This window comes from Rhodobacter sp. CZR27 (genome assembly GCF_002407205.1).
Classification (GTDB): Bacteria; Pseudomonadota; Alphaproteobacteria; order Rhodobacterales; family Rhodobacteraceae; genus Cereibacter_A.
Genome location: NZ_CP023548.1, coordinates 1,096,435 through 1,115,995 on the forward strand (window position 1 = coordinate 1,096,435; position 19,561 = coordinate 1,115,995).

At 69.4% G+C, this 19,561-nt stretch carries 21 protein-coding genes and 1 tRNA gene; 12 read left to right on the forward strand and 10 right to left on the reverse strand.

The genetic code is table 11. The features are described from left to right. Nucleotides 1–6 precede the first annotated feature (6 nt). Both CK951_RS05525 and fabI read right to left on the reverse strand, forming a co-directional pair. On the reverse strand, nucleotides 7–570 hold the full coding sequence (locus CK951_RS05525; protein ID WP_096787170.1) for a LysE family translocator: 564 nt from the start codon (nucleotides 568–570) through the stop codon (nucleotides 7–9). A 49-nt stretch (nucleotides 571–619) separates the two neighbouring features. Continuing rightward, on the reverse strand, nucleotides 620–1,444 hold the full coding sequence (gene fabI / locus CK951_RS05530; RefSeq protein ID WP_096785207.1) for an enoyl-ACP reductase FabI: 825 nt from the start codon (nucleotides 1,442–1,444) through the stop codon (nucleotides 620–622). Nucleotides 1,445–1,609: 165 nt separating this feature from the next. On the opposite strand from fabI, the gene pdxH reads away from it, so the two are divergent. The 8 genes from pdxH to tdh all read left to right on the forward strand — a co-directional run bounded on the left by pdxH (nucleotide 1,610) and on the right by tdh (nucleotide 8,245). Next, nucleotides 1,610–2,212 carry a pyridoxamine 5'-phosphate oxidase gene (gene pdxH, locus CK951_RS05535; protein ID WP_096785208.1) on the forward strand — a complete coding sequence of 201 codons (603 nt, stop codon included), beginning with the start codon at nucleotides 1,610–1,612 and terminating at the stop codon, nucleotides 2,210–2,212. A 116-nt stretch (nucleotides 2,213–2,328) separates the two neighbouring features. Then, nucleotides 2,329–2,871 carry a cold-shock protein gene (locus CK951_RS05540; RefSeq protein WP_096785209.1) on the forward strand — a complete coding sequence of 181 codons (543 nt, stop codon included), beginning with the start codon at nucleotides 2,329–2,331 and terminating at the stop codon, nucleotides 2,869–2,871. A 17-nt stretch (nucleotides 2,872–2,888) separates the two neighbouring features. Then, on the forward strand, nucleotides 2,889–3,332 hold the full coding sequence (locus tag CK951_RS05545) for a DUF192 domain-containing protein (protein ID WP_096785210.1): 444 nt from the start codon (nucleotides 2,889–2,891) through the stop codon (nucleotides 3,330–3,332). A 40-nt stretch (nucleotides 3,333–3,372) separates the two neighbouring features. Then, nucleotides 3,373–3,449: transfer RNA gene (locus CK951_RS05550), tRNA-Pro, on the forward strand. Between the two features lie 206 nt (nucleotides 3,450–3,655). Beyond that, nucleotides 3,656–4,168 carry a hypothetical protein gene (locus CK951_RS05555; RefSeq protein WP_096785211.1) on the forward strand — a complete coding sequence of 171 codons (513 nt, stop codon included), beginning with the start codon at nucleotides 3,656–3,658 and terminating at the stop codon, nucleotides 4,166–4,168. Nucleotides 4,169–4,550: 382 nt separating this feature from the next. Next, complete coding sequence (locus CK951_RS05560) at nucleotides 4,551–5,996, forward strand: YdiU family protein (RefSeq protein WP_096785212.1); 1,446 nt, start codon at nucleotides 4,551–4,553, stop codon at nucleotides 5,994–5,996. A 33-nt stretch (nucleotides 5,997–6,029) separates the two neighbouring features. Beyond that, entirely contained in the window at nucleotides 6,030–7,220 is a 1,191-nt protein-coding gene (locus tag CK951_RS05565) for a glycine C-acetyltransferase (RefSeq protein WP_096785213.1), read from the forward strand. After that, nucleotides 7,220–8,245 carry an L-threonine 3-dehydrogenase gene (gene tdh / locus CK951_RS05570; RefSeq protein ID WP_096785214.1) on the forward strand — a complete coding sequence of 342 codons (1,026 nt, stop codon included), beginning with the start codon at nucleotides 7,220–7,222 and terminating at the stop codon, nucleotides 8,243–8,245. The genes CK951_RS05565 and tdh overlap by 1 nt, the downstream gene beginning before the upstream one ends. A 375-nt stretch (nucleotides 8,246–8,620) precedes the next feature. On the opposite strand, the gene CK951_RS05575 is transcribed toward tdh, so the two are convergent. From CK951_RS05575 to CK951_RS05590, 4 genes are all read right to left on the reverse strand, one after another. Further along, entirely contained in the window at nucleotides 8,621–9,946 is a 1,326-nt protein-coding gene (locus CK951_RS05575; RefSeq protein ID WP_232520684.1) for a cytochrome P450, read from the reverse strand. A 138-nt stretch (nucleotides 9,947–10,084) separates the two neighbouring features. After that, nucleotides 10,085–10,321 (reverse strand): hypothetical protein, encoded by a 237-nt coding sequence (locus tag CK951_RS05580; protein WP_096785215.1) that lies wholly within the window; start codon nucleotides 10,319–10,321, stop codon nucleotides 10,085–10,087. A 31-nt stretch (nucleotides 10,322–10,352) separates the two neighbouring features. Then, nucleotides 10,353–12,482: a catalase gene (locus tag CK951_RS05585; protein ID WP_096785216.1), complete on the reverse strand. Its 2,130-nt coding sequence runs from the start codon at nucleotides 12,480–12,482 to the stop codon at nucleotides 10,353–10,355. A gap of 151 nt (nucleotides 12,483–12,633) precedes the next feature. Further along, the gene (locus tag CK951_RS05590; RefSeq protein WP_096785217.1) at nucleotides 12,634–13,140 is read right to left on the reverse strand and encodes a hypothetical protein; all 507 of its coding nucleotides are present in this window, start codon (nucleotides 13,138–13,140) and stop codon (nucleotides 12,634–12,636) included. Nucleotides 13,141–13,286: 146 nt separating this feature from the next. Between CK951_RS05590 and CK951_RS05595 the strand changes: the two genes are divergently transcribed. Together CK951_RS05595 and CK951_RS05600 are read left to right on the forward strand one after the other, a co-directional pair. Beyond that, complete coding sequence (locus CK951_RS05595) at nucleotides 13,287–13,841, forward strand: DNA-3-methyladenine glycosylase (RefSeq protein WP_096785218.1); 555 nt, start codon at nucleotides 13,287–13,289, stop codon at nucleotides 13,839–13,841. Between the two features lie 75 nt (nucleotides 13,842–13,916). Next, the gene (locus tag CK951_RS05600; protein ID WP_096785219.1) at nucleotides 13,917–14,078 is read left to right on the forward strand and encodes a hypothetical protein; all 162 of its coding nucleotides are present in this window, start codon (nucleotides 13,917–13,919) and stop codon (nucleotides 14,076–14,078) included. Between the two features lie 63 nt (nucleotides 14,079–14,141). On the opposite strand, the gene CK951_RS05605 is transcribed toward CK951_RS05600, so the two are convergent. The 3 genes from CK951_RS05605 to CK951_RS21575 are packed head-to-tail and all read right to left on the reverse strand — an operon-like array spanning nucleotide 14,142 to nucleotide 16,760. Then, nucleotides 14,142–15,353 (reverse strand): DUF3618 domain-containing protein, encoded by a 1,212-nt coding sequence (locus CK951_RS05605; protein WP_096785220.1) that lies wholly within the window; start codon nucleotides 15,351–15,353, stop codon nucleotides 14,142–14,144. Beyond that, nucleotides 15,353–15,754, reverse strand: coding sequence for a phage holin family protein (locus CK951_RS05610; RefSeq protein ID WP_096785221.1), 402 nt, complete (start codon nucleotides 15,752–15,754; stop codon nucleotides 15,353–15,355). Before CK951_RS05610 ends, CK951_RS05605 begins: the two co-directional genes overlap by 1 nt. Continuing rightward, nucleotides 15,741–16,760 carry a hypothetical protein gene (locus CK951_RS21575; RefSeq protein ID WP_232520685.1) on the reverse strand — a complete coding sequence of 340 codons (1,020 nt, stop codon included), beginning with the start codon at nucleotides 16,758–16,760 and terminating at the stop codon, nucleotides 15,741–15,743. The genes CK951_RS05610 and CK951_RS21575 overlap by 14 nt, the downstream gene beginning before the upstream one ends. A 191-nt stretch (nucleotides 16,761–16,951) precedes the next feature. On the opposite strand from CK951_RS21575, the gene CK951_RS05620 reads away from it, so the two are divergent. Beyond that, the gene (locus tag CK951_RS05620; protein WP_096785222.1) at nucleotides 16,952–17,449 is read left to right on the forward strand and encodes a pyridoxamine 5'-phosphate oxidase family protein; all 498 of its coding nucleotides are present in this window, start codon (nucleotides 16,952–16,954) and stop codon (nucleotides 17,447–17,449) included. 468 nt (nucleotides 17,450–17,917) lie between these two features. Beyond that, nucleotides 17,918–18,334, forward strand: coding sequence for a phosphate-starvation-inducible protein PsiE (locus CK951_RS05625; protein WP_096785223.1), 417 nt, complete (start codon nucleotides 17,918–17,920; stop codon nucleotides 18,332–18,334). A gap of 40 nt (nucleotides 18,335–18,374) precedes the next feature. On the opposite strand, the gene mtnA is transcribed toward CK951_RS05625, so the two are convergent. Further along, a complete protein-coding gene (gene mtnA / locus CK951_RS05630; protein ID WP_096785224.1) occupies nucleotides 18,375–19,469 on the reverse strand; it encodes an S-methyl-5-thioribose-1-phosphate isomerase in 1,095 nt (364 codons plus the stop codon). Nucleotides 19,470–19,561: the final 92 nt, after the last annotated feature.

Below are 19,561 nucleotides of genomic sequence, written 5' to 3' on the forward strand. Positions count from 1 at the left end.
GGTCTCCTAGAACGCGGCGAGCTTCAGCCCCAAGGCACCCAGCAGCCCGCCGAAGCTGCGGTCGATGACGGATTTGAGGCTGATATATCCGCTGCGCGCCCGCTCAAAGGAGAAAACGCGGGCGACGATCAGGTTCCAGGCCAGCTCGTTGACGAAGATCGCGACAAGCATCAGCGCGACGGCCCAGCCCGGCGCTTCGGGCGGGATGGTACCGACGAAGACCGCCGAGAAGAAGAGGGCGGCCTTGGGATTGGCGTATTGCACCAGCAGGCCGCGCAGGAAGGCAGAGGCCGCGCTGCGCGGCGCCTGCGGCCCGGTCCCGAGGTCGAACGGCCGGTCCGCATCGCGCCACATGTGGATCGCCACCCAGATCAGGTAGAGCGCGCCGACGATCTTGAGCGTCGCGAGAAGCGCCGGGGCCAGTTCGAACAGGAGCGCCAGCCCCGAGAGGGCCGCTGCCGCCCAGGTGAGCGCGCCTGCGGCGATCCCGACCGACAGGGGCACTCCGGCCCGCAGCCCCTCGGTCATGCCCACGCGCGCGGTCATGAGCGTCGCGGGGCCGGGGCTCATGGCGGCAAGCAGGTGGATGAACCAGGCGGCCGCGAAGGCGGCGAGCACCTCAGCCGTCCTTGCGGCCGGTCACGGCGTCGATGTCGGGCGCGTCCACCGCCTTCATGCCCACGACGTGATAGCCGGCATCGACATGCAGCACCTCGCCGGTGGTGCCCGAGCCCAGATCCGACAGCAGGTAGAGCGCGGCCTTGCCCACCTCCTCCTGCGTCACGTTCCGGCGCAGCGGCGAGTTCAGCTCGTTCCACTTCATGATGTAGCGGAAATCGCCGATGCCCGAGGCCGCCAGCGTCTTGATCGGACCGGCCGAGATCGCGTTCACGCGGATGCCGTCCTTGCCCAGGTCCTCGGCGATATACTGGACCGAGGTTTCCAGCGCCGCCTTGGCGAGGCCCATGACGTTGTAGTGCGGCATCACCTTCTCGGCGCCGTAGTAGGACAGCGTGAGCAGGCTGCCGCCCTCCGGCATCATGGCCGCGGCGCGCTGGCAGACCGCGGTGAAGGAATAGACCGAGATGTCCATCGTCATGCGGAAGTTCGCAGCCGAGGTGTCGACGTAGCGGCCGCGCAGCTCGGTCTTGTCCGAGAAGCCGATGGCATGGACCACGAAGTCCAGCGTGCCCCAGACCTCCTTCAGCCGGTCGAACAGCCGGTCGAGCGAGCCTTCGTCGGCGACGTCGCACTCCACCATCTCGGTCGCCCCGATCGAGGCCGCGAGCGGTTCGACCCGCTTCTTCAGCGCCTCGCCCTGGTAGGAGAAGGCCAGCGTCGCGCCGTGGTCGGCGCAGCATTTCGCGATGCCCCAGGCGATGGACTTGTCATTCGCGAGTCCCATGATGAGGCCGCGCTTGCCTGCCAGCAGTCCGTTCGCCATCGGCTGTCCCTCGTTATTGTCTCCGTGGTGTGCGCGAGGTTTAGGGCATCGGCGGGCATGCATCAAGTGCGGCAGGATGCGGCGGATATTGCCGACCCCGGCGCACGGCACTAGGGTCGGCCGACGCAGGTGGCGGAGCGGCCACGCAAGCCCGGGGGAGGCGGCATGGACAGGTCTGGCATCTTCGCGGGGGACGACCCCTTCGCCATCGCGCGGGCCTGGCTCGCCGAGGCCGAGCCGGTCGAGCCGAACGACGCCAACGCGATCGCACTGGCGACGGTGGATGCCGCGGGACTGCCCAACGTGCGCATGGTGCTGCTGAAGGAGATCGAGGAGGCGGGCTTCGTCTTCTACACCAACTACGGCTCGGCCAAGGCCGAGGAGATCGCCACCGCGGGCAAGGCCGCGTTCGTGCTGCACTGGAAGTCGCTGCGCCGCCAGATCCGGGTCCGCGGGCTGGTCGAGCGCGAGGAGGGGTCGCAGGCCGACGCCTACTACGCCTCGCGCTCGCTCAAGAGCCGGCTGGGCGCCTGGGCCTCGCAGCAGAGCCGGCCGCTGGCCTCGCGCGCCAGCCTGATGGCCGAGGTCGGCAAGGTCACCGCGCGGTTCGGAACAAACCCGCCGCGTCCCGCGTTCTGGGGTGGTTTCAGGATATTGCCGCTGGAGATCGAGTTCTGGGCCGACGGGGCCTTCCGCCTGCACGACCGCTTCCGGTGGCGTCGGGCAAGCCCCTCGGAGGACTGGAGCATCGACCGTCTGCATCCGTGAAGTTTCGCGCTTCGCGAATGAAAGGTTCAGATGCCAGTGATAATTTCCACTTGAATCCGCCGGAGGATTGACGGCACTACTTTCAGTCGACGGGCTCATCTGGGGACAGCTCTGGAATGGTTGAAGACGAAAAGGCTCTGCAGGTCGTGCATGGCCGTGTGAAATGGTTCGATCCGGCAAAAGGCTTCGGGTTCATCGTGACCGAGGACAATGGAGCCGATATCCTGCTTCACGCCAACGTCCTGCGGAACTACGGCCAGAGCTCGGTCGCCGACGGGGCCGGGATCACGGTCAAGGTCCAGAGCACCCAGCGCGGCGTGCAGGCCGTCGAGGTCATGCAGATCGAGCCCCCCGCCGGCACGGCCTTCCATCTGAGCGAGGACAGCGAAGCCACGAGCCCCGAGGAGATCGCCTCGCGCCCGCTCGAGCCCGGTCGCGTCAAGTGGTTCGACAAGGGCAAGGGCTTCGGCTTTGCCAACGTCTTCGGCCGGCCCGAGGATGTCTTCATCCATGTCGAGGTCCTTCGCATGTCGGGCTTTGCCGACCTTGCGGCGGGCGAGGCGGTGGCGCTGCGCATCATCGAGGGGCGGCGCGGGCGCATGGCGGTGCAGGTGGTCTCGTGGGAAGCAGCGGCGCGGCAGCATCAGCTGGAGGGCTGAGGGCGGCATTCGGCATTGTGCTGGCCCTTCTGCCCGCGATGGCCTCGGCGGACTGCCGGGCCGACGCGGTCGAGGTCAGGACGCCGGGCGGCACGGCAGTGCGCTTCAGCGTGGAACTGGCCGACACACCCGCCGAACGCGCCAGGGGGCTGATGTTCCGCGAAAGTCTGCCGCGCTCGGCGGGAATGCTCTTCCTGTTCGACGCGCCCCAGGTGGCCAGCTTCTGGATGCGCAACACGCTGATCCCGCTCGACATGATCTTCGCGAGCCCCGATGGCACGGTGAAGTCGGTGCATGCGAACGCCGTCCCCCGTGACCTGACGCCGATCCGGGGCGGCGAGGGCATCCAGAGCGTGCTCGAGATCAACGGCGGGCTGGCCGGTCGGCTCGGGATCGTGCCGGGCAGCGTGTTGCGGCATCCGGCACTGGACCCATCCACCGCGGCCTGGCCCTGCGACTGACCCTTCCCATCCGGCAGCCGACGCGATAGGAAGACCTCGGCGGAGTGTAGCGCAGTCTGGTAGCGCGCCTGCTTTGGGAGCAGGATGTCGGGGGTTCGAATCCCTCCACTCCGACCAGTCCGTTCCGGCCCGTCCATCCGCTCCGGCACGTCCGCTGAGACCAGCAGGTCCACTCCGGCCCCCTCGGCTTCGGCTGTTGCGGCCGGCCCGCTCCGACCTTTCGGCTCCGCTCCGGCAGGATCGTGCCGAAACACACCTCCGTCATTTGACTCAGGTCTCCTCCGATCGCAGGTTTCGAACTTCCACCAGCCCAAGGAGTACCGATGCATCGCCTGCTTCCCACCGCAACCGTCGTCGGGCTCGCACTGCTCTTCGGTGCGCTGGTGCCGGCGCATACGCTGGACGAACTCATCCCGCCGCTGATCCTCGTCCTGCCGATGATGGCGGCTGCCCTGGTGCTGAGGGCGGGCGCGCCGGTTCCCGAGCGGGGGTGGGAACGGATCGACCCGATCCGGCGCCACCGCTTCACCCGCCGTCTGGTCGAACGCGCCCTGGCCTATCGGCGCGCCGTGATCATCCTGTCGGGCAGTTTCGTGGTGCTGTCGGCAGTTCTGGCGATTGGGACGGGTGGGCTGATGGACGGCGTGCTCTCCCCGCGCGAGGAAAAGCTGGTGCCGGCCGCGGTGGGCGCGTTGCTTGGCCTGTGCGGCGCCTGCCTGCCGGACGTCCTGCGGCGCGAATGCGCGGTGGCCGATGTGCAGAAGCGCCTGCTCGACGAGCTTCCGGTGCATGCCGCTGGGCGGCCGGCGGCCCGCGTGCTTCGCCTCGTCCGCTGACGGTCACGCCGTCCCGGCAGGAGGGCGGGTCCGGGGGCCTTCCTCGGTCGCGTGGTGGTGGACCGGCCGCCGGGACGGGCGGCCGTGCGCGAACACGGATCCCGCACCGTCTCCGCGATCTCCTGCGGGCCGCATCTGCCATGGCCGGAGCGTCCGCAGAATGCCCTCTCGGGTTGCCCCAACAACTCGGCCAGGTGCCGGCAGTCTGTTCCCGGCGCCCGAAGCTCCTCATGCACCGCGATCCGGCAATGTCCGGCTGCCACAGCGCAAGGGCGTCACGATCTCGCAATGACAATCGCAAAGCGACGGTCCGGCTGATGTGGTGCTTGCTCTCGCCTGCCGGACAGCCATATCCTGAAAAAGGGATCTTCGGCGGGAACTTATGACCTTCATCTTCGACAACAGCTATGCGCGGGACCTTCCGGGCTTCTACGTGGACTGGCGCGCCTCGGCAGCGCCGGCGCCGCGCCTGTTGCGCCTGAACCGCGGGCTGGCGGAGGAGCTTGGCCTTGATCCCGATCTGTTGGCCCGCGAGGGCGCAGGGATCTTTTCCGGCAACGCCCTGCCCGAGGGGGCGCATCCGCTGGCGCAGGCCTATGCCGGGCACCAGTTCGGCGGCTTCTCTCCGCAACTGGGCGACGGGCGGGCGCTGCTGATCGGCGAGGTGACCGACCGGAACGGGCGGCGGCGCGACATCCAGCTGAAGGGGTCGGGCCGGACGCCGTTCTCGCGCGGGGCTGACGGCAAGGCGGCACTGGGCCCGGTGCTGCGGGAATATCTGATTGGCGAGGCGATGCACGCGCTGGGCATCCCGACCACCCGGGCGCTGGCCGCGGTGACCACGGGCGAGACCATCCTGCGGCAGGAGGGGGAGCTGCCCGGCGCGGTCCTGACGCGCGTGGCCGCCAGCCACATCCGCGTGGGCACGTTTCAGTTCTTCGCCGCCCGCGGCGACGAGGCCAAGGTCCGCCAGCTGACCGCCTATGCCATCGCGCGGCATTATCCCGAACTGGCCGCGGCGCCCGAGCAGCCGCTCGCCTTCTTCGAAGCGGTGGTCGAGGCGCAGGCGGCACTGGTTGCGCGCTGGATGCTGGTGGGCTTCATCCACGGCGTGATGAACACCGACAACATGGCGATCTCGGGCGAGACCATCGACTATGGCCCCTGCGCCTTCATGGAGGCCTATGACCCCGCCACGGTCTATTCCTCGATCGACCTGCAGGGCCGGTATGCCTATGGCAACCAGCCGCTGGTCCTGGGCTGGAACCTCGCGCGGCTGGCCGAGGCGCTGCTGCCGCTGCTCGACCCCGATCCGCAGCGTGCGGTGACGAAGGCGACCGAGGTGCTGGAGACGGTGGGCGCGCGGTATCGCCGGCACTGGCTGGCGGGCATGCGGGCCAAGCTGGGGCTGGCGGGCGAGGAGCCGGGCGACGGGACGCTGGCCGAGGATCTGCTGGCGGCGATGCAGGCGCAGGGCGCCGACTGGACGCTGACCTTCCGGCGGCTGTCGGATGCGGTGGCCGATGCGGGGATGCTTCGCCCGCTGTTCCGTGACGCCTCGGCGCTCGATGCGTGGCTGCCAAGGTGGCGCGCGCGGCTGGCGCCGGATGCCGCGGAGCGGATGGCGGCGGCGAACCCGCTCTACATCCCGCGCAACCACAAGGTCGAGCAGGCGCTGGCCGCGGCGCTTGCAGGCGACATGGGGCCGTTCGACACCCTGCTGGAGGTGCTGGCCGATCCCTTCACCGAGCGGCCGGGGCTCGAGGCCCATGCGCTGCCGGCGCCCGCAGATTTCGGCTCGCGCTATCGCACCTTCTGCGGAACCTGAGCCGCGATCCGGCGCGGCAGGAGGGGTGGGAACATGACGGGACGAGCGGACTTCCTCGGACATCTGAAGGAGGTGCTGGCCGGCATCGAGGCCGAGGGGCTGACGAAGCGGGAGCGGCCGATCCTGTCGCCACAGGGGGCGCGGGTGCGGGTCGCGGGTCGCGAACTCGTCAACCTATGCGCCAACAACTACCTCGGGCTCGCCGACCATCCCGCGCTGATCGCGGCCGCGAAGCGGGGCATGGACGAGCACGGCTACGGCATGGCCTCGGTGCGCTTCATCTGCGGCACGCAGGACATCCATCGCGAGCTGGAGGCGCGCCTTGCGCGGTTCCTGGACATGGACGACGCGATCCTTTTCGCCGCCTGCTTCGACGCGAACGGCGGCCTCTTCGAGCCGCTGCTCGGCCCCGAGGATGCGGTGGTGTCGGACGCGCTGAACCATGCGAGCATTATCGACGGCATCAGGCTCTGCAAGGCGCGGCGCTACCGCTACGCCAACTCCGACATGGCCGATCTCGAGGCGCAACTGCGGCAGGCGCGCGACGACGGGGCGCGGCACATCCTGATCGCCACCGATGGCGTGTTCTCGATGGACGGCTATCTGGCGAAGCTGCCCGAGATCGTGGATCTGGCCCAGCGGTTCGGCGCGATGGTGATGGTTGACGACTGCCATGCCACCGGCTTCATGGGGCCACAGGGCCGCGGCACGCCCGCCCACCACGGGGTGCGCGTCGATATCCTGACCGGGACGCTCGGCAAGGCGCTTGGCGGCGCGATCGGCGGCTATGTGGCGGGGCCGCAGCCGGTGATCGACCTGCTCCGGCAGCGGGCGCGACCCTACCTCTTCTCGAACGCGCTGCCGCCCGCCGTGGTGGTGGCGGGCATCGCCGCGCTCGATCTGGTCGAGGCGGCGGACAATCTGCGCGCGCGGCTCTTCGACAATGCTTCCTTCTGGCGGGCGGGCCTGACCGAGGCAGGCTTCCGCCTTCTGCCGGGCGAGCATCCGATCATCCCGGTGATGCTGGGCGAGGCGCAACTGGCGCAGGACATGGCGGCGGCGCTTTACGACCGCGGGGTCTATGTCTCGGGCTTCTTCTTCCCCGTGGTTCCGAAGGGGCAGGCGAGGATCCGCACGCAGATGAACGCGGCGCTGACGCGCGAGGATCTGGAATTCGCGCTCGCGGCGTTCCGCGAGGCGGGCACGGCGGTGGGGGTGATCTAATGCGTGCGCTGGTGAAGTCGAAGCCCGAGCCGGGCCTGTGGATGGAGGAGCGCCCGACGCCCGAGATCGGTCACGACGAGGTGCTGATCCGGGTCCGCAAGACCGGGATCTGCGGCACGGACGTCCACATCTGGAACTGGGACGAATGGGCGGCGCGGACGGTGCCGGTGCCACTGGTGACGGGGCACGAATTCGCGGGCGAGATCGTCGAGGTCGGCCGCGACGTGGACGACCTGAAGGTCGGGCAGCGCTGCTCGGGCGAGGGGCACCTGATCGGCCACCACTCGCGTCAGGTCCGGGCGGGGCGCTTCCATCTAGATCCCGAGACGCGGGGGATAGGGGTGAATGTGCCCGGCGCCTTCGCCGACTACCTGCGGCTGCCCGCCTTCAACGTGGTGCCGCTGCCCGACAGCATCGATGACGAGATCGGCGCCATCCTCGATCCGCTCGGCAATGCCGTGCACACCGCGCTCAGCTTCGATCTGGTGGGCGAGGATGTGCTGATCACGGGCGCGGGCCCCATCGGCATCATGGCGGCGGCGGTCGCGCGTCATGTGGGGGCGCGACATGTGGTGATCACCGACGTGAACCCCGCGCGGCTGCGGCTGGCGGCCGAGGTGGCGGACGTGGTGCCGGTGAACGTGGCGCAGGACGACCTGCGCGAGGTCATGCAGGGGCTGAAGATCGTGCAGGGCTTCGACGTCGGCATGGAGATGTCGGGGGCGCCCGCCGGCTTCGACCAGATGGTCGAGGCCATGGTGATGGGCGGCCGGATCGCCATGCTCGGCATCCCGCCCGGCCGCAGCCCGGTGGACTGGAGCCGCATCGTCTTCAAGGCGCTGACCATCAAGGGCGTCTATGGCCGCGAGATCTTCGAGACCTGGTACAAGATGATCGCAATGCTGGAAAACGGCCTCGACATCCGCAAGGTGATCACCCACCGCTTCCCGGTCGAGCGCTTCGCCGAAGGCTTCGCCGCGATGCGCGAGGGGTCGAGCGGCAAGGTCGTCCTCGACTGGGGCTGATGCCGCGCGGCCCTGCGGTCGGAGGATCGGGACGGACTCTCCCGGCGCGACCCTGCAGCCGGACCCTTGGGGAACGTCGAGCGCCCGGCGCGACCCTGCCGCCGGAAGGGTCAGTCGCGCGGCGCGATACCTGCTGTCGGTAGACCGGGAACCATCAGGCGCCCGTTGCGACCCCGCCGTCAGAAGAACAGGGCTGGCCGGTCAAGCGCCCGGCGCGGCCCTTTTGTGCGGTCCGGGCGGGCCACGTGCCCGGTCCGGCGTGTCGTCAGAAGATCAGCGCAAGCAGTCCGACGACCACCAGCAAGCCGATGATGAAGATGAGGCCGATGGTGCCTCCGATGAATTTCAGCATGGGATACTCCTTCCGTTGCAGGGTCAACCGGCGGCGGAAGGCTCTGTTCCCGTGCGGGAGCGGATCCGGCCGAGGATCATTCCGCTGCGCGGCTGGGCCGGGATGCGGTTCAGCCGCACGCCCAGATCCTGCTCGGGCACTTCGTAGTCCATGTCCCGGCAAAGCAGGCGGATCGCCTCCTTCATCAGTTCGACCGTGATCATCTCGCCGGGGCAGCGGTGCGTCGTGGCCACGTCGCCGCCGCCCTGCGGCACGAAGCAGTCGTCCTGCCCGGCCCAGGACAGCATCCGCTCGGCCCGGAAGCGGTGGGGGTCGGGGAAGTTCCGCGCGTCGTGGGTGGTGCCGTAAAGGTCCAGCATCAGCCACTGGTCCGCCGGCAAGTCGTGACCTTCCCACCGCAGGGGGCGGGTCGTCACGGCGGCCGTGAAGGGGAAGAAGGGCGAGATCCGGCGCACCTCCTCGGCGAAATCCCCGGCGAGTTCGAGGTTGCCGGAGCGGAAGAGTTCCCGCCACGTTGCCTCGCGGTGCAGGGCGAGCGCGAGGAAGGTGATGTAGCGGCCGACGGCCACGGTGGGGCGCAGGATGTTCAGAAGCTCTACCGCGGCGATCTCCGGCGGCAGCATCCCGCCCGCGGCATCGCGGTGGAACGCGATGACGTGCAGCGCGGTCGCTGCATCGGGCACCACCTCGCCGGCGCGCACCTTCTCGACCAGCCGCGACAGGCGGCGTTCGGTGCCCACGCGGCGCAGCTGCGCAAGCCAGTTGCGCGGGCCGAAGCTGCCCGCCTTGTCGATCATGTCGAAGATCTCGTCGGCCAGCCGGTCTTCCGGCTGGTTCTCCACCCCTGTCCAGCGGCAGGCGGCGCGGGTCAGGACGCGGGCCGCCTCCTGCTGGAGGACGATACTCTCCTGCCGCTCCCAGTCGGGCAGGGCTGCCCGCCACTCGTCCCGGAAGATCTCGATGAGTGTCGCCACGCGCGCGCGATCCATGGCGATCGACAGGAACAGCGCCTTGCGGTGCCGATGCTCCGGCCCCTCGAGTTGCTGGACGGATCCGCGGTCCTGCAGCAGGTGGAGCACCGAACCGGGCATCGCACCCACCCGCGTCAGCCCCTCGGCGCCGTAGAACAGGCCGACGGCGCTGCCGCCCCGCAGGCAGATCACGTCGCGCAGGCGGATGCGGGTGCTGGCGATGTCACTGCCCGCGCTGTCGCAAAGGTCCGAGATGAAGCGGTATCCCTCGCGCAGCAGTCCTACCGAACCGTCCAGCCGCGGGTCGCGCGGTATCCTGCTCTCCCCGGCCCATGCAGGGGCTGCGCCCCCGCGCATGTCGCGCTCCGATGCGGTCATGTGTCCCCCCTTCTTGCCCGCAGTGCAACGCACCGCTCAGGGGGTTGTTCCCCGCGCCCTACACCTGCGGGCGTGCATCGTCCGACCCGGAAGACGGATCGGACGAAGGCAATGCATCCTTCGGGCAGGGCTCGGGCGTCAGTAATTGCCCGGCGCGTCGCTGGCCGGGAAGGACTCGTCGAGCCGCTCGTCCACCTCGTCCCAGTCGCGGGGCGGATCGCGCATCGCGTCGGGACCAGCCGCGCGGACGTCGGAATATCCGTCCGGGCGGCGGCCGTGCATCAGGTGCCGCACCGCAAGCGCCCCGAAGGCGCCCAGCACCACCGCCGATGCGATCATGAGCGTCGATGACCGGCTTTCCGTTGCATGAACCATTGCCGTTCCCTTTCTTTCCTGCCCGAAGGCGTCAGGATTTGAACGTCCGGTCTGCTTCGGGGTTCCCCGCCAGCGTCAGCTCGCGCGGCCAGTGCCGAAGGCTGCGGCACGCCTCGAGGAAGCGGTCGAGATCGGCGCTTTCCGCGATCTCGATCCAGCCCTCGTCCATCTTCGGCCCGAGCGCGCAGGCCTCGATCAGCGCTGCGGCCCCGCTGTGGCCGATGAACTTGCAGTGCACATGGGCGTCCGTCAGGAAATCCTGCGCGGCGGGATTGGCCGCGAGGAAGGCCGCGTCCCGTCCCGGCAGAACGACCACCGCGTCGAACAGGACCGACGGGCCGCCGCCCAGCCTCTCGTCCGCCGGATGCAGCATCCCCGCACTGTCGGTGATGCCGCCGATGCGCGGTGCGACCAGCTTCATCTGGGCGCCTTCAGCGTCCAGGACGGCATCGAGCCCGGTAAGCAGGCCCGCCTCCACCCCGTCGCCGGCGAGAACCCCGACCGTCCGGCCCGCGAAGCTGGTTGGCGGGTTCTTCAGGATGCTCAGCGCATCCGACGGCGGCAGGTCCATCCGGGTCGGGCGTGCGGCCGGGGCGGGCGGCGGAAGGTCCGGCAGGCCGAGACCCATGGCCACCGCCTCCGCCAGCCCCTCGTCGATGTTGCGCAGATGGGCCACGACGCGCGCGCGGATGTCGACCTCCTGGCACTTGGACAGCTCGAACACCAGCGCGTCGCGGATGTGGCCCTGCTCGACCGGGGTCTGGCTCAGGAAGAACTGGCGCGCCTGGCTGTAGTGGTCGGCAAAGCTTTCGGGACGCAGGCGACGCTTCTCGCCCTCCTCGCGCACGACATAGCTCACGTAGCCTTCCAGCGGATGGGCGCGCGGACCCTGGCCCCACCCGTTCGGCTCGTAGTTGACCCGGCCCTTGCGGTTCGAGGTCTGCATGTGGCCGTCCTGCTGGTAGTTGTTCACCGGGCAGCCGCGCGGCGCGTTCACCGGAAGCTTGGTGAAGTTCGGGCTTCCGAGCCGCTTCAACTGGGTGTCGAGATACGAGAAGTTGCGCCCCTGCAGCAGCGGATCATTGGTGAAATCGATGCCGGGGATGACGTTCTGGGTGCAGAAGGCGACCTGCTCGGTCTCGGCGAAAAAGTTGTCCACCACGCGGTCCAGCGTCAGCGTGCCGACCACCGTCAGCGGCACCAGTTCCTCGGGGATGATTTTCGTCGGGTCCTGAACGTCGAAGTCGAAGCGGTCGGCGAATTCCTCGTCGAACAGCTGAAGCCCGAGTTCCCATTCCGGAAACTCCCCGGCCGAGATCGCCTCCCACAGGTCGCGGCGGTGGCGGTCGGGGTCGGCGCCGTTGATCTTCACCGCCTCGTCCCACAGCACGGATTGCAGGCCGAGCTTCGGCTTCCAGTGGAACTTGACGAAGGTGGACCTGCCCTCGGCATTGATCATCCGGAAGGTGTGGACGCCGAAGCCCTGCATGAAGCGGAAGCTGCGCGGGATGGTGCGATCCGACATCTGCCACATGACCATGTGCATGCTTTCAGGCGTCAGCGAGATGAAATCCCAGAAATTGTCATGCGCCGACTGGGCTTGCGGGAAGTTCCGGTCGGGCGCCGGCTTCACCGCATGCACGAGGTCGGGAAACTTGATGGCGTCCTGGATGAAGAACACCGGGATGTTGTTGCCGACCAGATCCCAGTTGCCCTGATCGGTGTAGAACTTGACCGCGAAGCCCCGGACATCGCGCGCAAGGTCCGCCGAGCCCTTCGACCCGGCCACCGTCGAGAAGCGGACGAAGGTCTCGGTGATCTTGCCCTCCTGCTGGAAGGGCGCCGCGCGGGTGATCTCGGGGATCGCCTTGGTGCACTCGAACAGGCCATGCGCGCCGAAGCCGCGCGCATGCACGACGCGCTCCGGAATCCGTTCGTGGTCAAAGTGGAAAATCTTTTCCCGAAGGATGAAGTCCTCCAGCGCAGTGGGGCCGGGCGCGCCGACCCGCAGCGAGTTCTGGTTGTCGGCGATGGTCACGCCCTGGGCGGTCGTCAGGCGCGGATCGCCGTCTCCGGCATGCTGGTGGAATTCTCCACCTGCACCGTAGTCCGAGACGAGGGCTTCGAAGCTGCCGGGTTGGGTGGGTTTGGCATCAGCCATCGGGATCTCCTTGAACGGGAAGGGGGACGGCCCCGGGACGGGACGGCCGCTTGTCAGGCTCGGGGGTCGGGCCCCGCGGCGCGAGGGGTCGGGCGCCCGCCCTGCCGGATGGCAAAGCTGCAGGCGCGTGCCGCGGGCACGCGCCGACGGGTCACTGCGACTGGAAGGAGGTCACGAAGGAACAGGCCTGCGTCCAGACGCTCGCATCGCCGGGCGACGCCGGGGCATTCGACGAATTCGTGGTGTCCGACGCGACCGGAGCAGGATTGTCCGGCGCCGCCGGTTCCTCATTGGTGGCGACATCCGGATCGGGCGTCACCGCACCCCCCAGCCCGCCCGACGAAGCCCCGCCCATCGAGCCTGCGTCCATCAGATAGGCCTGGCAGTCGCGCTTGGCCTGCGCCTTCGACTCGGGGTCCAGCTCGGCCCAGCGGTCCGCCATCTCGTCGGTGGGTCGCAGCGAGGTCATCGCCTCGTCGGCGAAGAACACCTCGCGGACGGCCGGCGCCCATGTCTGCGCGCTGATGTCGGTCATCGCGCCCGAGCCGGTGTCGGTGGCCACGGGGCGGTTGGGGTCCATGCCGTCCGCGCCGCTCTGGGCAAGGGCAGGCAGGGCGGCACAGGCAAGAAGGCCGGCAGCGGCGAGAAATTTCATCATGCTTCACTCTTCCTTCGGTCAATGGGTGAAAGGGATGGCGCCCGCAGGGGCGCCGGCGCCACTGAACGGAGGCGCGGGGCGAATGTTCCGGGCCTTTCCTGCCTCGCATCCCGGGTTATCCTTCCGTCGGCCACCGGAGGACCCTGATGCAGTTCGATGCCGCCTTCTTCGCGCGCGACGCGGCCTCGGTCGCGGCGGACCTGATCGGGGCGCATCTCGAGGTGCGGGGGGCCGGCGGGCGCATCGTCGAGACCGAGGCCTATGCCCCGGACGATCCGGCCTCGCACAGCTACCGGGGTCCAACGGCGCGCAACGCGTCGATGTTCGGCCCGCCGGGCTGCGCCTATGTCTACCTGTCCTATGGCGTGCATCTCTGCCTCAACGTGGTCTGCGCACCCGGCCATGCCGTGCTGGTCCGGGCACTGGAGCCGAGCGAGGGCCTGCCCCAGATGGCGGCCCGACGCGGGATCGACGATCCGCGCCGGCTCTGCTCGGGGCCGGGCCGGATCGGACAGGCGCTCGGCCTGACGCTGGCCGATGACGGGACGCCCTTCGGCAGCCGGGGCTTCCTGTTGCGCCCCGGACCGCCGGCGGGCCATCATGAGATCCGCTGCGGGCCGCGCATCGGCCTCAGCCGGGCGACGGAGGTGCCCTGGAGGTTCGGCCTAGGCGGGTCGCCCTGCCTGAGCCGCCGGTTCTGAGCCGGAACATTTCCGCGCCCCGCCGCCTTGACGAAGGAAGGGACGCAGCCGCGTCCCAGGGAGAGGAGACCAGAGATGAGAGACGAGATCGCCGCCGGCCCGAACGATCCTCCGGACCCCGATCCGATGCCGGAGCCCAATCCCTATCCGGATCCGATGCCGGATCCCGATCCGATCCAGCCCGGCGATCCGGACATCCCGGACCCGGGCGAGCAGACGCCGCCGATCTATTCCTGATCGCGCGGCATACCCTGCGGTCGCAAGGAAGCGGGGCGGACCGATGGTCCGCCCCGTTCCGCATCACAGCACCTTGCTCGGGCGCGTCGGGTCGCTGCTGCTGCCCGACCCCGAAGCTCCGGTTCCGGACGATACGCCGGTCCCCGTGCTGCCCGTGCCGAAGGTTCCGGCACTCGTCCCCGTGCTGCCGGTGCTGGCCGAGCCAGTGCTGCCGGTGCCCGTGCTGCTGCTGCCTGCGCCCGTTTTCCCCGACATGCCGGACACCTGTTCCGGCGACTTCCCTTCTGACGGGTGCAGCACCGGCTCGACCTGTGCCTTCGCCTCGGCGGCAGCGGCCTCCGCGACACGGCCCAGCTTCGAGCTGATGGTCTCGCCCTTCTCGGGAACCAGACCCTCGTCGCGGGCGGCATCGACGGCGGCGTCATAAGTGTGCCGCGCGGCCTGCATCGCCCGCTCGCGCAACTCGGCCGAGCTTGCCCGCGCCTCGTCCCAGAGCTGGTCGCGGGTGCGGCCCATCCAGCGGTCCTCGGTCCGGGTGCGGGGCATCGCGGCGCCGATCACCGCCCCAAGCGCCACCGCCGCCGCGCCGACGAGCAGCGGCTGCTGCTCCATCCGGTAGGCCATGCTGTCGCGCACCTGATGGGCCCCGCTCGAGGCGCGGTGCGCCCATTCCCCGGCGCGCTCACCGATGCGGCCGGAGCGCGAGGACAACTCGTCGCGCCACTGGCCGGCACGGTGGTAGGTGTCCTCCCGCAGGCGGCCCGCCCGGTCGTGGAGGTCCTCGCGCATGTGCGAGGCACGCTCGCGTGTGCCGGAGAAGGTATCCGACACCTTCTCGCCTGCGGAGTGCACCGCCTGGCCCACGCTCTCCGCGGCGTCGCCGACAGCGTGCTTGACCTTCGAGAACACGCCCTCGCGCCGGTCGTCCCGGTAGTCGCTGCCGCCATAGGGATCATAGGTGGACGAGCCCGACCAGTCCGGCCGCCGGTCGTCCCAATCATCGTCATGGGCGCTGCGGCGACCCGAGGACGAACCGCCCCCGAAAGCAAGCCAGGCAAGGCCGAGGCCGATCATGCCCAGGGCAACGGGATTGTCGCGCACCTGCCGCCCGGCGGTGTGCATGATGCCGCGGACGTCCTCGACGCCCACGAAATGCGCAAGGTCGTCGACAAGCTGGTTGACCGACATGCGCTCCTTCAGCGCGTCGAGCGTGCTTTCGACCCGGGCGCGGTTTTCTTCCACTTCGCGTTCGATGTGATCAGGGGTGTCGGTCATCAGATCTGCTCCCGTGCAAGCCGCGCGTCGCGGCTGGTCTGTTCGATGGTGCGCTCGGGCACCAGGCGCGCGGCGGTCATGTCCTTGCGGCCGCGGGCGATCAGCAGTCCGCCGATCGCCGCAAGGCCGACGCCGACGATCAGCGAGGCCCAGGCGGGCCCGACCCATTCGGCCAGCAGGACCACCAGCGCCTGGACCAGCACGATCAGCGCTACAAGAAGAAGGATGGCGCCGGCGGCGATCAGTTCGGCGCCAACGGCCACGCTGCGGCCCGCCTCGGCGATCTCGGCCCGGACAAGCCGGCCCTCGCTGCGCACGAGGCCCGAGACATCGCGGACAAGGTCGCCGAGCAGGTCGGCGAAGGACCGGTCATCCGCATACGGTCGCTTAGGCGCTTCCATCTTTGTCCTCCGTCGTGCCCGCCTGGCCCACGCCCCGCTTCATCTTGTCGAAGTCGGGCGAGGAGGAGCCGCCCGTCGCGGACGTGCTGCCCGAGCCGAGGTTGCGCGCCTCTCCCTCGCCCATCCGGCCCGCCGCCGAACCCGTGCCGGCGGAGGCCATGGACGAGCCGTCGGACGCGGCGAAGGCCCCGGTTCCCGAACCGCGCGTGCCGGTGCCCTGGCCCGAGGGATTGCCCGCACCTGCCGCCGTGCCGGCCACGCCCGTGCCCGAGGGCAACTCGTCCGCCCCGCGGTAGCCCGAACCGGTCCGGCCCATGCCGGCCTGGCCCTGCGCACCCTGGCCGAACCTGCTCCGGTCGCCGAAGTCCTGCCCGCCACGGGCCGAGCCGGTGCCGAAGCCCTGCCCACCGTAGTTCGACGCAGCATGGCCTGACCCCGTGCGGCCGAAGTCGCCACGGGTGCCGGAGCCCGAGCCCATCCTGCGCCGGTCTTCGTCCCACTCGTCGCTCTGATGCCGCGGCGACGAGGACGACACGAGGAACCGGCCGAGCGCGAGGCCCGCGAACAGCGCGCCGGCGACGAAAAGCGCCGGATTCTCGCGGCCGAAGCGCGAGACCGCGCCGGTGAGGTCCTCGGTCGAGCGATGGCGCATCCGGTCGGCAAGATCGTCAAGCGTGTCGATCGCCTGATGGATCAGCCGCGGCGGTGTCGGCGCATCGTCGCGCCGCTCGGCTTCCTCGGCCCCCTTGCGCATCGACTGCGCGAGGCCGTGCAGGTTGTCGCAGAGTTCGTCCTTCCTCTTGTCCATCTCGTCCATCACGATGCGCGAGACGCTGCTGCGTGCATGCCGCGCCTCGGAGCGCGCCCGGTCGGCAGCGCCGGAGACGCGCTCGCGTGCATCGTCCATCTCGCGACGGGCGGCCTCTCGCGCGCTGTCGACGATGCCCGGACGGCCCGACTGTGCCGAGGTGCTCCCCGGGCCGGTCGTCGTGTTCTCGGTCTGCATCTTGATCTCCTCGCGATTGCTGGATGCGGGCCGGTCGGTGCCGGACCTGTCGCCAAGAAACATGCCCCGCGCGGCATTTGTTCCGTCGCAGGCCGGGCCTCCTCCGCAACCCGCCTCGGCGCATCGGGTGCGGGAACCAACCGGAGCCGTGACGGTTGGATCGCGATTTCCGATGGATGAAGGAGGGCCGCATGGCCGACAGGAAACTTGCCCGGACCGATCCGAAGGCCCTGCTCTGGAAGGAGCTCGGGTCGGTGCGTGCCGGAATGCTCGGCTTGGTCGGGTCCGGCCAGCACATGCAGCCGATGGCGCATCATGCCGACGAGGAGGGCGGCCGGATCTGGTTCCTGACCAAGCGCAGCACCGATCTGTTCCGGGCGGTCGGGCCCGGCAGCACGGCGCATTTCTGCGTGATCTCGAAGGATCAGGATTTCCATGCCTGCATGTCCGGGCCGCTGACCGCCGAGATGGACCGCGCGAGGCTCGACGAGATGTGGAACGCGGTCAATGCCGCCTGGTTCGAGGGCAAGGACGATCCGGATCTGGCCATGCTGGCGCTGACCCTGAAGAGTGCGGCGATCTGGGCCTCGACCGACTCGACGGCGCGTTTTGCCTACGAGATCGCCAAGGCGAACCTGACTGACGACATGCCCGACGTCGGCGTGCACAACATCGTGGAATTCGTCTGACGAATTTGCGCGGGGGCCGCGGAACCGGCCCGGAACCCGCCGCGTTGGGCGGCGGAGAAGGAGGGTGACAATGGCATATTCTCTTGGAGTTCTCGTCTTTCTGGGTCTGCTTGCCGTCTGCTGGTTCGGCTTCATGTCTGCCGAACGTCAGTCCCGGCATGTTCACGCTCGCAACCCCGCGGCCGAGCCCCCGACAACGAACCGACCGTCGGCGGCCTCCCCGCCGCCGGCTGCACCCGGGACCACTGGCACGACCCCGACCGAGGGCGTCTGAGGGTCTAGGACCCGGACGTCTGCCCCACATCCGGGTCCCGGAGCGCAGCCTTCCCCCGGAGGATGCGCTCCAACTTTTTTCCAAGCCTGCCCATTCCGTCCGGAAGCTCCCTGTCCTTGCCGGACCTTGCCTCTCGCCATTGCCCCGGCGGCCGCGCGCCCTAGCATCCGGGTGTCACGAGTCGAGGAGGTCCGATGCCCCTGCCGGAAGAGGTCGCACAGGATCCGGCGCCCGGTGCCGGCAAGGCCGAGGAGGCGCTGCTGGTCGCAGCTCTGGGTGCCATCGAGCGCGGGTTGCTGGTGATGGTCGCGCTGCTGACGCTTGCCGCAACCGCCATCGAGATCTGGTCCATTGCCATGCGATGGAGCGTGAACCTGGGCGACATCCTGCTGATGTTCCTCTATACCGAGGTCATCGCCATGGTCGCGGTGTTCTACACCGGCAAGGGTCTGCCCTTCGTCTATCCGATCTTCATCGCCATCACGGCGCTCGCGCGGCTGATCGTGCTGCAGGGCAAGGACATGGACCCGCAGAACATCGTGCTCGAGGCTTCGGCAATCCTCTTGCTGTCGGTCGCCGCAGTGGTGCTGCTTCGCCTCGCCCGCCGGTGACCCGGGCCGGGGCCATCCGGCACGGTGAGGCGGCGGCGGATCAGGCCGCGCCGCGGGCGAAGTCGGGGAACATGGCGGCCATTGCCGCGGGGTTTGCGGCACAGATCCCGCGCTCGGTGATCAGGCCGGTCACGAGACCCGCCGGCGTCACGTCGAAGGCCGGGTTGCGTGCCCCGGTCCCGTCGGGCGAGATCTGCACCGAGAGGATGCTGCCGTCCGGTCCCTTGCCCTGCACATGTGTGACTTCCGACGCCGCGCGCTCCTCGATCGGGATCTCCTTCACGCCGTCGCGCACCGTCCAGTCAATGGTTGGCGAGGGCAGGGCTACATAGAACGGCACGCCGTTCGCCCGGGCCGCAAGGGCCTTCAGATAGGTGCCGATCTTGTTGCAGACATCGCCGTTGGCGGTCGTGCGGTCGGTGCCGACGATCACCATGTCCACCTCGCCGTGCTGCATCAGGTGACCGCCGGCATTGTCCACGATCAGGTCGTGGCTCACCCCGTGCGAGTTCATCTCCCACGCGGTCAGCAGGGCCCCCTGGTTGCGCGGCCGCGTCTCGTCCACGAACACATGCACATCGATCCCGGCCTCGAGCGCGTGATAGATCGGCGAGGTCGCGGTGCCCCAGTCCACCGTGGCGAGCCATCCCGCGTTGCAATGCGTCAGGATGTTCACCCGGCCCTGCTTGCGCGCCGCGATCTCGCGGATGATCGACAGGCCGTGCTCGCCGATGCGGCGGTTGATCTCCACATCCTCGTCGCAGATCTCGGCGGCACGCTTCGCCGCCGCAGCCGCACGCTGCCCCACGGGCAGCGGGGCAAGCAGACGCTTCATCTCGTTCAGTGCCCAGCGCAGGTTGATCGCCGTGGGGCGCGTCTCGTGCAGCACGTCCCAGGTCTCGGCGAGCGAGGCATCCGAAGGGTCCGCGGCCATCTGCACTGCCATGCCCCAGGCCGCGGTGGCCCCGATCAGCGGCGCGCCGCGCACCCACATGTCGCGGATCGCCGCGGCGAAATCGGCCCGCGTCTCCAGCGCGACGATGCGCAACTCATGCGGCAGCCAGCGCTGGTCGATGATGCGGACCTGGCCCTCTTCGAACCAGATCGAGCGGAATGGGGTGCCGTTGATCTTCAAGGGGGGCCTCCGGTCAGTCGCGAAGCGGGAATGGCATGCCGCGCCAGATGGCCCCGCGCCATGGCCGAGGTCAAGGCGGCGCGGCCCGGGCG